The sequence below is a fragment of the Rhizobium sophoriradicis genome (assembly GCF_025200795.1).
Taxonomy (GTDB): Bacteria; Pseudomonadota; Alphaproteobacteria; order Rhizobiales; family Rhizobiaceae; genus Rhizobium; species Rhizobium sophoriradicis.
Genome location: NZ_CP104152.1, coordinates 3,695,494 through 3,710,000, shown reverse-complemented (window position 1 = coordinate 3,710,000; position 14,507 = coordinate 3,695,494). Strand labels below are relative to the sequence as shown.

Genomic DNA, 14,507 nt, shown 5'->3' with positions numbered 1-14,507 from the left:
TCCAAGCCTAAGTACTCGTGCATGACCGATAGCGAACAAGTACCGTGAGGGAAAGGTGAAAAGCACCCCGACAAGGGGAGTGAAATAGAACCTGAAACCGGATGCCTACAAACAGTCGGAGGGGGCAACCCTGACGGCGTACCTTTTGTATAATGGGTCAACGACTTAGTGTAACAAGCAAGCTTAAGCCGGTAGGTGTAGGCGCAGCGAAAGCGAGTCTGAATAGGGCGATATAGTTTGTTGCATTAGACCCGAAACCGAGTGATCTAGCCATGAGCAGGTTGAAGGTTGGGTAACACCAACTGGAGGACCGAACCCGCATCTGTTGCAATAGATTGGGATGACTTGTGGCTAGGGGTGAAAGGCCAATCAAACTCGGAAATAGCTGGTTCTCCGCGAAATCTATTTAGGTAGAGCGTCGAGCGAATACCCCCGGGGGTAGAGCACTGGATGGGCTATGGGGACTCACCGTCTTACTGATCCTAACCAAACTCCGAATACCGGGGAGTACTACTCGGCAGACACACGGCGGGTGCTAACGTCCGTCGTGAAAAGGGCAACAACCCTAACCTCCAGCTAAGGTCCCCAAGTCATGGCTAAGTGGGAAAGGATGTGAGGATCCCAAAACAACCAGGATGTTGGCTTAGAAGCAGCCATCATTTAAAGAAAGCGTAACAGCTCACTGGTCTAAATAAGGGTCTTTGCGCCGAAAATGTAACGGGGCTGAAGCCATGCACCGAAGCTGAGGATGTGTAGCAATACACGTGGTAGCGGAGCGTTCCGTAAGCTGATGAAGGGAGACCCGTGAGGGCTCCTGGAGGTATCGGAAGTGCGAATGTTGACATGAGTAACGATAAAGAGGGTGAGAGACCCTCTCGCCGAAAGACCAAGGGTTCCTGCTTAAAGTTAATCTGAGCAGGGTTAGCCGGCCCCTAAGACGAGGCGGACACGCGTAGTCGATGGGAACCACGTTAATATTCGTGGGCCTGGTGGTAGTGACGGATTGCACAAGTTGTTCTGGTTTATTGGATTATCAGGGCAGCGGAGCGGTTCCAGGAAATAGCTCCACCGTATAGACCGTACCCGAAACCGACACAGGTGGTCAGGTAGAGTATACCAAGGCGCTTGAGAGAACTATGTTGAAGGAACTCGGCAAATTGCACGCGTAACTTCGGAAGAAGCGTGACCCCATTTTACGCAAGTATGATGGGGTGGCACAGACCAGGGGGTAGCGACTGTTTATCAAAAACACAGGGCTCTGCGAAGTCGCAAGACGACGTATAGGGTCTGACGCCTGCCCGGTGCTGGAAGGTTAAGAGGAGAGGTGCAAGCTTTGAATCGAAGCCCCAGTAAACGGCGGCCGTAACTATAACGGTCCTAAGGTAGCGAAATTCCTTGTCGGGTAAGTTCCGACCTGCACGAATGGCGTAACGACTTCCCCGCTGTCTCCAACATAGACTCAGTGAAATTGAATTCCCCGTGAAGATGCGGGGTTCCTGCGGTCAGACGGAAAGACCCCGTGCACCTTTACTATAGCTTTACACTGGCATTCGTGTCGGCATGTGTAGGATAGGTGGTAGGCTTTGAAGCGGGGACGCCAGTTTCCGTGGAGCCATCCTTGAAATACCACCCTTATCGTCATGGATGTCTAACCGCGGCCCGTCATCCGGGTCCGGGACAGTGTATGGTGGGTAGTTTGACTGGGGCGGTCGCCTCCGAAAGAGTAACGGAGGCGCGCGATGGTGGGCTCAGACCGGTCGGAAATCGGTCGTCGAGTGCAATGGCATAAGCCCGCCTGACTGCGAGACTGACAAGTCGAGCAGAGACGAAAGTCGGTCATAGTGATCCGGTGGTCCCGCGTGGAAGGGCCATCGCTCAACGGATAAAAGGTACGCCGGGGATAACAGGCTGATGACCCCCAAGAGTCCATATCGACGGGGTTGTTTGGCACCTCGATGTCGGCTCATCGCATCCTGGGGCTGGAGCAGGTCCCAAGGGTTTGGCTGTTCGCCAATTAAAGCGGTACGTGAGCTGGGTTCAGAACGTCGTGAGACAGTTCGGTCCCTATCTGCCGTGGGTGTAGGAATATTGACAGGATCTGTCCCTAGTACGAGAGGACCGGGATGGACATATCTCTGGTGGACCTGTTGTCCTGCCAAGGGCATAGCAGGGTAGCTATATATGGACGGGATAACCGCTGAAGGCATCTAAGCGGGAAACCCACCTGAAAACGAGTGTTCCCTATCAGAGCCGTGGAAGACGACCACGTTGATAGGCCGGGTGTGGAAGTGCGGCAACGCATGAAGCTTACCGGTACTAATAGCTCGATCGGCTTGATCGTTCTCATTGACTGTGCTCATCTCCCGGCGAACACGAAGTGTTCGTCCGGTGAGCGAAAAGCGAATAGGGGGTAGCGAATAGTTGCTCCCAAATCGCTCCAAAGACGTGTTCAAAACCAGCGAAAGAGAAACAAATAGTCCTATTCGCTATTCGCTACTCCCTATTCGCTCAAAACCAAATCCAGCTTCTCAAAACAAAGTTGCGCTTTGCCGACCTGGTGGTTATGGCGGGGTGGCTGCACCCGTTCCCTTTCCGAACACGGCCGTGAAACGCCCCTGCGCCCATGGTACTTCGTCTTAAGACGCGGGAGAGTAGGTCGCTGCCAGGTCTGCAAAACGCAACTATAATCTTCTCATCACATCCAACGGCCCAAAGCCGATCAAAAGGCCGCCCATCAAGCGGCCTTTCGTGTTAATATAACACCGCGGGGTGGAGCAGCCCGGTAGCTCGTCAGGCTCATAACCTGAAGGCCGCAGGTTCAAATCCTGCCCCCGCAACCAAATAAACAAAAGCCCGCCTCGTGCGGGCTTTTTTGCGTTTGCGGGCGACAGAACAGGACGGCGACGGACTCCTGGGCGTTCTGATCGATTCCGAGCGGCGCTGCAGGTCGTATTCCTGTTGCGCGCTGACCTTTGCGCGACATGCTTAGGGTTTCCCGAGCCGTTCGATAGCCGATTGCAAAGGTGCATCGGAAACATGGATAAGGCCAACATAGGGGTTGGCCATATCCGTAATCAGGAAGATCGCGCCGGCGACGGAGAGGGCGCAGACCAGCAGAATTGACAGCAGCGTCGGATTGGCCGGCGCCTGCAGCCCGAAGGTCGCAAAAAGCAGGCCAAGCCAACAGACGAGAACGGCGAGAAAGGCCCAGGGCAAACCCTCTTTGCCGGATTCGACCAGCAGCCAGTGGGTCTCGGCCAGCATGCCGCTCACCTCGAGAGCACGGGCCTGGAGAGAAAGCTGCACGGCATCCCTCGGCGAAAGGGCCCGAAGGTCGCCCTGAACCGCCTCGATATCCTGGTATTCCCCCAGCGCCTTGCCGGATGCCTCGTCGGTGGTTTCGGCCGACCAGCCGTGGCTTAGCCGTTTCTCGATCAATTCACGCAGCAACTGCCGCGCCTTGTCGGTTTCCGACCCGTATTGGGCCATGACGCGGTCAAGCAAGAGCACCCGTGCGGCCGCCGTTCTCATCTCCACTTCGGCGTTGTCGTAGGTGGACTTGGCCGAGGCGATCAGAAGGCCGACCGCTAAGGCCGACAGCGTCCCCACCACCGCGGTCGCCAGCCTGATGACGTCCTTGGATTCGGCAGTGAGATGATGATCCGGCAAGCGGCCGCGCACGATCAATCCGATCGCCGTTGCGGTCGACAGAAACATAAATACAAGCCCGCCAAGTAACAGTGAGCCCAAGTCCGGTCTCCGTATCGCCTTCAGCGCCGCGCGCGTCTTTTCAGACGGGCAAAGGACGCTGTAGGACTTTGAGTGCTTCAGCCACTGCGATTGTTTGCACGCCGTGCAATAGCTCCCGGATCATAACGGAAGACTGGCCGGGCGCGGAACTTTTACTTTCCCGGTCTTTTAGCGCCGTTTTTCGAGTGGGTTTCGGTCGGCAAGATATCGCCGGGCGGGCGTCATTGCTGGAAAATGAGCAGCACGTAAGCCAGGAAAAGCACCAGATGCACGGCACCTTGCATGAGATGCGTGCGGCCGCTCGCAAAGGTAATGATGCTGACGGCAAGTGTGAGCAGGAGCATCACCAGATCGCCGCGCTCCAGGCCGAGTGTCACTGTGTGGCCATAGAGCTGACTGACAACGAGCATCGCCGGCACCGTCAGTCCGATCGTCGACAATACCGAACCAAGGAAGATGTTGACGGAGCGCTGAAGATTGTTGGCGATGGATGCGCGCACGGCGCTGATTGCCTCGGGCGTCGCGACGAGGACCGCCATTACGACACCGCCAAATGCGGTCGGAGCATGCAGGGTCTCGATAATGTAATCGATCGGCCGCGCAAGCTGTTCGACCAGGAAGACGACCGGACCCATATAGGCGAAAAGCAGAATGGCATGCGGCCAGACCGGTCCATGGTGAGGGTGACGTTCGCCGGGGGGCTCGTGGCGGTTGCTGTCGTCGGTGAAATAGTCCCGATGGCGGCCGGCCTGCAGAATCAGGAACGTGCCATAAAGGCCGACCGATATTATGCCCAGGATCAGTTGTCTCGGCGCCGATGAATCCTGTCCGTCCGGGCCTGCCAGAAATGTCGGCATGACCAGGCTCAAGGTGGCCAGCGGCACGATCACCCCGAGATAGGCGTTGGCGCCCTGCAGATTGTGCTGCTGTTCCGGCCGACGCCACGCGCCGAGTAGCAACGACAGGCCGACCATGCCGTTCAGGATGATCATGACGACCGCAAACAGCGTATCGCGGGCAAGCGTCGGATTGTTTTCGCCGTGAAGCATGACGGCTGAAATCGCCATCACCTCGATCGAGGTGATGGCAAGCGTCAGAATGAGCGTGCCGTAAGGCTCCTTCAGCCGCTCCGCCAAATGATCCGCGTGCCGCACGACCGACAGGGCGGAGCCGAGCACGACGGCAAACAGCCACACGAAAACAACGGTGAACCAAAGCGGGTGGGAAAGCCGCCCGAAAAGCTGCTCCTGGAAAGCCAGAAATACCAAGCTCGTCGCGACGCTGACGCCGAGGAACCATTCCTCGCGCAGCAGGCTGGTGGCACTGACAGCGCGCAATGCAGGACCATCCGTCATCGGAACCACCTGCCTTCCGGCAAATGCCGCCGCAAAGCGATCATGAACATCATCGCGCCCGCCCGCTGTCCGCGCCCCCTAAGAGAAGGAAACGTACCGCAAGCCGAGCGGCATGTAACCGTACAACACGTGTAAGACCTTGCTTTATTCGCGGCCGGTCGCCGGGATCGCCGCGCCGGTAACGATAGCTGCGGCTGGCGAAATCAGGAAGGCGATGAGGCGGGCGATCGATTGCGGCGATACCCAGCCGTCCGTCTTCGCATTGGGCATGGCGGCGCGATTTTCAGGCGTGTCTATCGTCCCGGGCAGAATGCAGTTGGCGGTGATGCGGTGTTCGCGATTTTCCGCCGCAATCGCCTCGGTCAGCCGGATGACGGCGGCTTTCGAAGCGGCGTAGGCCGCCTGATTGGCGCCGGCCTTCAGGCCGGGGGCGGCGGCGACATGAATGATGCGGCCGTAGCCGGCCGCCTTCATGGTCGGGAGCACCGCAGCGCTGATCGTCAGCGCAGTGCGGGCATTGGCGCTCATCATCGTGTCCCATTGGGAAGGCGCATCCGGCCCGACCGGCCCCATCTGGAAGCCGCCGACCGTATTGATGAGGGCGCTGACGCCGCCGAAGCGCTTGTCAGCCCGCGCGACGGCGGCAGCACAAGAGCCATAATCGGTGAGATCCGTTCCCGCGATCGACAGGAACTCGGTGGAGGCGGGAAGCTCGCCGGCCAAGGCTTCCAGTTCCTGGCTCGACCGGTTCATGCAGACGAGTTTGGCGCCGCCGGCGGCAAGCTCGCGGACAACGGCGCTGCCAAGGTTGCCGCCGGCTCCCGTGACGATCACGGCTTTCTGATCGTTTATCACAATCGATCTCCTGGCTGTTGACTGATGTCGCCCTGCTTCCGCGCTGACGACAGCGGTAGCTTAAGCCCGCCGCCGAGACAAGAAGAGACATCCCTAAACTATGCGCGGGACGTCAAATCCGGCACGGCGCAGGCCTCACCGCCGCTGAAGAGGCGCGAGCGGGTGAGGAAGCGTTTCTCGCGGCCATTGTCGAGCGAGAACATGCCGCCCCGGCCCGGCACGACATCGATGATCAGCTGTGTGTGTTTCCACGCCTCGAACTGGCTGGCGCTGATATAGACCGGGACGCCGCCGATCTCGCCGAGCTTGACGTCGCTGTCGCCGACCATGAATTCATTGGCGGGGTAACACATCGGCGAGGAGCCGTCGCAGCAGCCGCCTGACTGATGGAAGAGGATATCGGGATGATCGCGCTTGATCTCAGCGATCAGGTCGAGGGCTGCGTCGGTTGCGAGAACACGCGGTTCGCCGTTGACGGTGGTTTCCATCGGTCTTCCTCCAGGTTTTCGGGAGGAAGAAGTCCCCTCCCCAACCCCTTCCCACAAGGGGGAGGGGCTTAACTCGTTGAACTGCTTCATTGTCGGGGCGGCACTTTAAGCCCCTCCCCCTGGGGAATTGACGCTCTCCCGCTAGCTGAACCATCTCAGAAGAAGCCAAGCGCCTTCGGGCTGTAGCTTACCAGCATGTTCTTGGTCTGCTGGTAGTGCTCGAGCATCATCTTGTGGGTTTCGCGGCCGATGCCCGATTGCTTGTAGCCGCCGAAGGCGGCATGGGCGGGGTAGGCGTGGTAGCAGTTGGTCCAGACACGGCCGGCCTGGATCTCGCGGCCGAAACGGTAGCAGCGATTGGCGTCGCGGCTCCAGACGCCGGCGCCGAGACCGTAGAGCGTGTCGTTGGCGATTTCGAGTGCTTCCTTCTCGTCCTTGAAAGTCGTGACCGAGACCACCGGCCCGAAGATCTCCTCCTGGAAGATGCGCATCTTGTTGTGACCCTTGAAGATCGTCGGCTTGACGTAATAGCCGTTCGCCAGGTCGCCGCCGAGATCGTTGCGGGTGCCGCCAGCCAGGACTTCGGCGCCTTCCTGCTTGCCGATGTCGAGATAGGCGAGGATCTTTTCGAGCTGCTCCGTCGAAGCCTGGGCGCCGATCATCGTCGCGCTGTCGAGCGGGTTGCCCTGCTTGATTGCCTCGACACGTTTGACCGCCTTTTCCATGAAGCGCTCGTAGATCGATTCCTGGACGAGGGCGCGGCTCGGGCAGGTGCAGACTTCGCCCTGGTTGAGGGCAAACATCGCAAAACCTTCGAGCGCCTTGTCTAGGAAGTCGTCATCCTCGGCCATCACATCGGCGAAGAAGATGTTGGGCGATTTGCCGCCAAGCTCCAGCGTCACCGGAATGAGGTTCTGGCTGGCATATTGCATGATCAGCCGGCCTGTCGTCGTCTCGCCGGTGAAGGCGATCTTGGCGATGCGGGGGCTGGTCGCCAGCGGTTTGCCGGCCTCGATGCCGAAACCGTTGACGATGTTGAGCACGCCGGGCGGCAGCAGATCGCCGACCAGTTCCGCCCAGAGCAGGATCGAGGCCGGCGTCTGCTCGGCTGGCTTCAGCACGACGCAGTTGCCGGCCGCCAGCGCCGGAGCCAGTTTCCACGTGGCCATCAGAATCGGAAAGTTCCAGGGAATGATCTGGCCGACGACGCCGAGCGGTTCGTGGAAGTGATAGGCGATCGTATCGTGGTCGATCTCGCCGATCGAACCTTCCTGGGCGCGGATGCAGGAGGCGAAATAGCGGAAATGGTCGATCGCCAGCGGAATGTCGGCCGCCATGGTTTCGCGGATCGGCTTGCCATTGTCCCAGGTCTCGGCCTGGGCGAGCAATTCCAGCTTGTCCTCCATGCGCTGGGCGATCTTCATGAGGATATTGGAGCGCTCGGCAGCGGAAGTGCGGCCCCATTTTTCCTTGGCCGCATGAGCGGCGTCGAGCGCGAGATTGATATCCTTCTCATCGGAGCGGGGAATGTCGCAGAGCTTGCCGCCGGTAACCGGCGTCAGGTTTTCGAAATACTTGCCTTCGACCGGGTCGCGCCATTCGCCGCCAATATAGTTGCCGTACTTCAGCTTGAACGGCGATTCGACGATTTTCTGATGAAGCATGTCATCCTCCCTTGATGATCCAGGTTCCCAAGCGAACCCGTGGGAGGAAAATGTGCGGGTTCCGGCGAAGGGAACAGGGCGGCTCTTCGATACCGCAGTGCACAGTGTCGCAAACTTGCGACAGGATCCAGTCACGATTACCGTCGCGGCGGAACCCTTAAGCCGATCAGTGGAGGTCGAGCTTCTTCATCTTCCTGTGCAGGGTGGCGCGGCTGATGCCGAGCGCGACCGCCGCCTGCGAGACGTTGCCGCCGGCGCGCGACAGCGCCCGCAGCAATGCCGCCTTCTCCGCCTCGACGATCTCATCTTCCTGGGAGACGCCGGCCTCATGCAGGGCATCGGCGGCCGGAATGCCGGCGGCAATCCGCCTGTCGTCCAACTGCAGCGCGATGCGGGCGGCGCGCGTCGCGCCGAGCACGAGGTCGTGCCGGTCGACGGCCAGCAGGGCGGCGGCCGAATTGACGCCGGCCGGCACCATCAGGAAACGGGCGCTGGGAAAGGCCGCGCGGAAGAGGTTGAGCTCGATGCGCATCGCCGAATCGCGCACGGTCTGCGTCAGGATCGCCAGCGTCATTTCATTGACGTCTTCACGGCAGGTGGAGATGTCGAGGGCCGCGGCCAGCCGGCCACGATGGTCGCGGATCGGCGCCGTCGTGCAGCTGAGGCTGGTATTTGCGCAGAAGAAATGCTGATCGCGAAAGATGGCGACGGCCCGCTCGTCGGCAAGCGCGGTGCCGATACCGTTGGTGCCGATGCTCGCCTCCGTCCAGATCGAGCCGGTCCAGAGGCCGAGTTCGCGGAATTCCTTGTCGTCGCCGGCAGCACCCCGGCGCTCCAGAGCGATGCCGTTCTTGTCGGTGAGAAGCAGGCAGCAGCCCGCCTTGCCAACGCTGGTAAAGAGACGATCGAGCTCTTCCGTGGCACTGGCGATCAGTTGCCCGGACTGCTCGCGGGCACGCCGGAATTCCTCATCGGTCAGGCGGATCGGCGCACGTTCATCCTCGGGGGCGAGCTGGTGCATGGTCATGCATCGCCGCCAGGAGGCGACAACGGGAGAGCTGGCAGCGGCCGAATCGCGCTGGGCAGAGCTGTAGACATGCTCGGCGTGTGCTGAGTGTTCGTGCATCGGCTCCTCCCACGGAACGTCAGAATAGTCTGATGGAAAAGCGGCCGGTTTGCAAATGGCCGGCATTGGCGATCGCCTAGACCTTTGGCTATGGCGATTTCAGCGCCGCAACCAGGCATCGATGCCGCGTGCGGCGGCGCGGCCGGTCGCCAGGCAGGCGGTGAGGAGATAACCGCCGGTCGGCGCTTCCCAGTCGAGCATCTCGCCGGCGACGAAAGTGCCCGGCAGCGCCTTCAACATGAAGTTTTCGTCGATGCCGCTCCAGCGGATGCCGCCGGCCGAGGAGATGGCCTCGGCGATCGGCCTCGTTTCGAGGACCGGCACCGGCAGGGCCTTGATCAGGCCGGCGAGACGTCCCGGATCGCTTCGGTCACGCTCGGAAGCGAGTTCACGCAGCAACGCCACCTTGGCGCCGTTGAAGCCGGCGCCCTTGCGCAGCCGGTTTGAAAAGCTCGATTTGGCGTCCTGCCGCGTGAGGTCGCGGGTCAGCCTTTCAACCGTCCGGCCCGGGCCGAGGTCGAGCGTCAGGGCAGCGCTGCCGCGGTTCAGCAGTTGGTCGCGAAGGCTTGCCGCATGGGCATAGACTAGGCTGCCCTCGATGCCGTTTGCGGTGATGACGAATTCGCCGGGTAAGGTGCCGGCATCGGAGGTGCCGGTGACCGATTTCACCGGTTCGCCGGCGAAACGCTCGCGGAAGCTTTCGCTCCAGCCGACGACGAAGCCACAATTGGCGGGCCGGAAGGCGTCGATCTCGACGCCCTTCTCCGATAACCACGGCAGCCAGCGTGCATCGGAACCGAGGCGCGGCCAGCTAGCGCCGCCGAGCGCCAGCAGGGCGGCATCGCAATGAACGATGCTGGGCCCTTCCGGCGTTTCGAAAACATAGCCCTCTTCGGCAAAACCGACCCAGCGGTGGCGGGGGCGCAGCGTAGCGCCCTGCGCCTCCAGCCGCTTGAGCCAGGCGCGCAGCAAGGGAGAGGCTTTCATCACCTCAGGGAAAACCCGGCCGGACGAGCCGACGAAAGTCTCGGTTCCGAGCCCTGCTGCCCAATCTCTGATATCGCCAGGGGTAAAGGCATCGAGAGCGGGGCGCAGTCGGGCAGAGGCGGCGCCGAAGCGTGTGCCGAAACGGGCATAATCCTCGGAATGGGTGATGTTCAGCCCCGACTTGCCGGCCAGCAGAAACTTGCGGGCGAAGGTCGGCATGGCGTCGTAGACCGTTACCGCATGGCCGGAGAGCGAAAGCAGTTCGGCGGCTGCCAGGCCCGCCGGGCCACCGCCGATGATCGCAATTCGCTTCTGGTCCATGGATATCTTCGCCCGATTCTGTCTGCCCGCAGTTTTGGCGCGGGCATCGATTGCCCGCAAGGGCGGGATCAGTGATGCGAATGCGTGCACTGACCGTGATCGGCGAGAACCTCGATAACGCGGCATTGATCGACACGGCCGTGGCCGCAGCCTTCCACCATGATTTCGAGTTCGGCCTTCAGCGCCATCAGGCTGCGGATGCGCTGTTCGACCTCGACGAGGCGAGCCTTGGCGATGGCGTCGGCCGAGGCGCAGGATTGGTGCGGATCATCCTGCAGGGTGAGCAGCGTGCGGATCGCCTCGATCTCGAAGCCGAGTTCGCGGGCATGGCGGATGAAGGTGAGGCGGCTGATATCGGCGGGTTCGAAGGAGCGCTGGTTGCCTTCGCTGCGGCTCGGGGCCGCGAGCAGGCCGATGCTCTCGTAATAACGCACCGTCGGCACTTTGACTCCGCTCCGGCGAGCGGCTTCGCCGATCGTGATCTTTTTCATGATCTTCCTCTTGCACCTCTAGTCGCTAGAGGATGTAGGAGAGGTGCTTCTGTTTGACAAGGAAGCGGATCATGGCTGAGACGAGCGAGACACGATACCGGGTCGGCGGCATGGATTGCGCCGCCTGTGCGACGAAGATCGACACGGCGGTCAGGCGCGTGGCGGGTGTCGCCGATGTGTCCGTCTCGGTGGTGGCGGGCACGATGACCGTCCGGCATGACGGCAGCAGCGACCTCAGGGCGATCGAGAAGAGGGTGACGGGGCTCGGTTATTCGCTCTCTCCCTTTGCCGGAAGCTTCGCGCCGGCGCAAAACCACGGATCGCACGATCATCACGGCCATGATCACGCGGGGCACGACCATGGTGATCACGACCACGAAGGTCATGATCACGATCATGGCAATGCCGATAAGGCAATCAAGGGCCTGCACGGGCACGACCATGGGCCGATGGCCGGCCCATGGTGGCAGAGCCGGAAGGGCCGGCTGACGATCCTCTCGGGTGTGGCGCTCGTCGCGGCCTATGCCGTCGGTCATCTGGTGCCTGCGATTGCATCCTATGTCTTCATCATTGCCATGCTGGTCGGGCTGGTGCCGATCGCGCGGCGCGCCGTCATGGCGGCTATGGCCGGTACGCCGTTTTCGATCGAGATGCTGATGACGATCGCCGCTGTCGGCGCCGTCATTATCAATGCGGGAGAGGAAGCGGCGACGGTCGTGTTCCTGTTCCTCGTCGGCGAGCTGCTGGAGGGCGTGGCGGCGGGCAAGGCGCGCCAAAGCATCCAATCGCTGACGGCACTGGTGCCGAAGAATGCGCTGCTCGAAGAAAATGGTGCAACGCGGGAGGTGCCGGCGGAGAGCCTTGCCGTCGGTGCGATCATCATGGTGCGACCCGGCGACCGCATCTCGGCGGATGGCGTCATCGTATCGGGCGAGAGTGCGATCGATGAGGCGCCGGTGACGGGCGAGAGCACGCCGGTGCGCAAGGGTGTCGATGCCGCGGTTTTTGCCGGAACAGTGAATGGCGATGCAGTGCTCCGGGTTCGCGTCACCGCAGCCGCGGCCGACAACACCATCGCCCGCGTCGTCAAGCTGGTGGAGGAAGCGCAGGAATCGAAGGCGCCGACGGAACGCTTCATCGACCGGTTCTCTCGTTATTACACGCCCGGCGTGGTGGTGGTTGCAGCATTGGTCGCGGTGGTTCCGCCGAGCTTCCTTTCCGGCGCGTGGGGCGAATGGGTCTACAAGGGCCTTGCCATCCTGCTGATCGGCTGCCCCTGCGCACTCGTCATCTCGACGCCGGCGGCGATCGCCGCCTCGCTTTCCGCGGGCGCACGGCGCGGGCTGTTGATGAAGGGCGGCGCGATACTGGAGAGCCTCGGCCAGGTGACCATGGTCGCCTTCGACAAAACAGGCACGTTGACGGAAGGCAAGCCTCAGGTGACCGATATCGTTTCCTTCGGACTGAGCGAGGCGCAGGTCTTGTCGCGCGCGGCGGTGCTGGAACAGGGCTCCAGCCATCCCTTGGCGCTGGCGATCCTCAACCGTGCTCGGGCGGACGGCGTTCCCGTGCCGCCGGCCTTCGAGCTGGAAGCGCTGCCGGGCAAGGGCGTTAGTGGCAAGGTGGGCGGTGAGAGGCTCGATCTACTGTCTCCGTCCGCGGCCCGCGAGCGCGGGGCGCTCGATGGAGATCAGGATGCGCGTATCATCGCGTTGAACGACGAAGGCAAGAGCGTATCGGTGCTGCTCGTCAATGGCGTTGCGGTCGGCCTGATCGCCATGCGCGATGAGCCGCGCGAGGATGCCGAAGCCGGGCTTTCCGCGCTCAAATCGGCCGGTGTCAAGGCGATGATGCTGACGGGCGACAACAAGCGGACGGCGGCAGCCGTTGCCGGCATGCTCGGCATCGACTGGCGCGGCGAGATGATGCCTGAGGATAAGCAGCGGGTCGTCGGCGAATTGAAGCGTCAGGGCTTCATCGTCGCCAAGGTCGGCGACGGCATCAACGACGCTCCGGCGCTGGCCGCCGCCGATATCGGCATCGCCATGGGAGGCGGCACCGATGTGGCGCTGGAGACGGCCGATGCCGCCGTGCTTCACGGTCGCGTTGGCGACGTGGCGCGGATGATTAAACTGTCCAAACGAACCATGCGCAATATCTTAGAGAATATCACCATCGCGCTCGGGCTGAAGGCGGTGTTTCTGGTGACGACGATCATGGGGATCACCGGCCTCTGGCCGGCGATTCTCGCCGATACCGGCGCCACCGTGCTGGTGACGATCAATGCGCTCAGGCTGCTTCGGGTAAGGGGATAATGACGATTTGGGCCTGACCGGGAATCGCAAATCGCAGGGAGCGGCTACAGGCCGACTCTCAGGCCGCTGACAAAGGACGCACGAGCAGTAAAAGATTGTCGCCTTAAGAGATCGCCGCCCGCCCCTCATCCGGCTGCCGCCACCTTCTACCCGCAGGTGGGGCGAAGGGAGATAGTCGCGACCTCTCCGTCCCTCTCACGGCTCTCACAAGGCACGTCCCCTCTCCCCCGTTTACGGGGAGAGGGTTAGGGTGAGGGGCACACATCGATCCGAATCGGACAGCACAAGGCCGAGGATGACGCAGGGAAGAGGCTCCGGCAGCCTGTTTTCTTTAAGCCTTCGTTATCCATGTTCTTCACAGGAACGCAGTGATTTCAAACCTGCCGTAAGGCGATGTACAAACCATCCGTTGACGTTATTTTGGATTCGCGTACTATATCTAGTGTTCAGAGGTTCCTTCGATTCGTCAAGATCGCGGGCTAAGACGGGAATACGGTGCGTTTCGCCATGATGGTGCGACAAATCCGGAGCTGCCCCCGCAACTGTAAGCGGCGAGCAACTGTTCGATTTCAGGTCACTGAGGCATGATGCCTCGGGAAGGCTGGGCAGGATGCTTTGACCCGCAAGCCAGGAGACCTGCCTCGAACGAAACGTCCACCGGCGGGGTGTCCGGAAGGTCGCGTTGCATGACTGCGGATCTATCCGCATCGCGTTTCGCAGGCCGAACCTCCGCATCAGCCACTTCGGGGTGAAGTCATGTCAGTATCGCAGTTCAGGCCGCCACCCGCGCTACGCAGACGGCTGATCTCGCCCGGCGGCTGAGCAGGTTCATCGCTCAAACCATCCGAGAATGTTTCGACGGATATCGAAAGATTTCCGATCGATATCGCGCGTCTCGATCGCATCGTCACGAGGAACATCATGACCATTACCGTCTACAGCAAACCGGCCTGCGTCCAATGCACCGCCACCTACCGCGCCCTCGACCGTCTGGGTGTCGATTACGACATCGTCGATATCTCTGAGGATGCCGAAGCGCTCGATCGCGTCCGCAGCCTCGGCTACATGCAGGCGCCCGTCGTTATCGCCGGCGAGCGGCATTGGGCGGGCTTCCGCCCCGACATGATCAGCGCGCTCTCCTGATCGGGAAAAGCG

The 14,507-nt window shown here is 61.3% G+C and carries 10 protein-coding genes, 1 tRNA gene, 2 rRNA genes and 1 riboswitch (1 of these 14 running past the window's edge); of the genes, 5 read left to right on the top strand and 8 right to left on the bottom strand.

What is annotated here, in order from left to right; genetic code table 11:
- The 3 genes from N2597_RS18190 to N2597_RS18180 form a co-directional block, all read left to right on the top strand.
- A 23S ribosomal RNA gene (locus tag N2597_RS18190) occupies window positions 1-2,341 on the top strand; it begins 600 nt to the left of the window's first position.
- A gap of 212 nt (window positions 2,342-2,553) precedes the next feature.
- Window positions 2,554-2,668, top strand: a 5S ribosomal RNA gene (rrf, locus tag N2597_RS18185).
- Between the two features lie 95 nt (window positions 2,669-2,763).
- Window positions 2,764-2,840: transfer RNA gene (locus N2597_RS18180), tRNA-Met, on the top strand.
- Between the two features lie 145 nt (window positions 2,841-2,985).
- Here the strand turns inward: N2597_RS18180 and N2597_RS18175 are convergent.
- The 8 genes from N2597_RS18175 to N2597_RS18140 form a co-directional block, all read right to left on the bottom strand.
- On the bottom strand, window positions 2,986-3,750 hold the full coding sequence (locus N2597_RS18175; RefSeq protein WP_183600119.1) for a bestrophin-like domain: 765 nt from the start codon (window positions 3,748-3,750) through the stop codon (window positions 2,986-2,988).
- A gap of 221 nt (window positions 3,751-3,971) precedes the next feature.
- Window positions 3,972-5,105 carry a calcium:cation antiporter gene (locus N2597_RS18170; RefSeq protein WP_183600117.1) on the bottom strand — a complete coding sequence of 378 codons (1,134 nt, stop codon included), beginning with the start codon at window positions 5,103-5,105 and terminating at the stop codon, window positions 3,972-3,974.
- Between the two features lie 144 nt (window positions 5,106-5,249).
- The gene (locus N2597_RS18165) at window positions 5,250-5,957 is read right to left on the bottom strand and encodes an SDR family NAD(P)-dependent oxidoreductase (protein ID WP_039622429.1); all 708 of its coding nucleotides are present in this window, start codon (window positions 5,955-5,957) and stop codon (window positions 5,250-5,252) included.
- 101 nt (window positions 5,958-6,058) lie between these two features.
- Window positions 6,059-6,448, bottom strand: a complete 390-nt coding sequence (locus N2597_RS18160; RefSeq protein WP_009986469.1) for a DUF779 domain-containing protein — start codon at window positions 6,446-6,448, stop codon at window positions 6,059-6,061.
- A gap of 155 nt (window positions 6,449-6,603) precedes the next feature.
- Window positions 6,604-8,112, bottom strand: coding sequence for an aldehyde dehydrogenase (gene adh, locus N2597_RS18155; RefSeq protein ID WP_096772241.1), 1,509 nt, complete (start codon window positions 8,110-8,112; stop codon window positions 6,604-6,606).
- 166 nt (window positions 8,113-8,278) lie between these two features.
- Complete coding sequence (locus N2597_RS18150; protein ID WP_183600116.1) at window positions 8,279-9,238, bottom strand: helix-turn-helix domain-containing protein; 960 nt, start codon at window positions 9,236-9,238, stop codon at window positions 8,279-8,281.
- A gap of 99 nt (window positions 9,239-9,337) precedes the next feature.
- Window positions 9,338-10,546, bottom strand: coding sequence for a TIGR03862 family flavoprotein (locus tag N2597_RS18145; RefSeq protein ID WP_183600114.1), 1,209 nt, complete (start codon window positions 10,544-10,546; stop codon window positions 9,338-9,340).
- Window positions 10,547-10,614: 68 nt separating this feature from the next.
- Window positions 10,615-11,037: a MerR family transcriptional regulator gene (locus N2597_RS18140; protein WP_183600112.1), complete on the bottom strand. Its 423-nt coding sequence runs from the start codon at window positions 11,035-11,037 to the stop codon at window positions 10,615-10,617.
- Between the two features lie 71 nt (window positions 11,038-11,108).
- On the opposite strand from N2597_RS18140, the gene N2597_RS18135 reads away from it, so the two are divergent.
- Together N2597_RS18135 and nrdH are read left to right on the top strand one after the other, a co-directional pair.
- Complete coding sequence (locus tag N2597_RS18135; RefSeq protein WP_183600110.1) at window positions 11,109-13,352, top strand: heavy metal translocating P-type ATPase; 2,244 nt, start codon at window positions 11,109-11,111, stop codon at window positions 13,350-13,352.
- Window positions 13,353-13,784: 432 nt separating this feature from the next.
- Window positions 13,785-14,010: riboswitch (cobalamin riboswitch) on the top strand.
- 263 nt (window positions 14,011-14,273) lie between these two features.
- Window positions 14,274-14,495 (top strand): glutaredoxin-like protein NrdH, encoded by a 222-nt coding sequence (gene nrdH / locus N2597_RS18130; RefSeq protein ID WP_003582512.1) that lies wholly within the window; start codon window positions 14,274-14,276, stop codon window positions 14,493-14,495.
- Window positions 14,496-14,507: the final 12 nt, after the last annotated feature.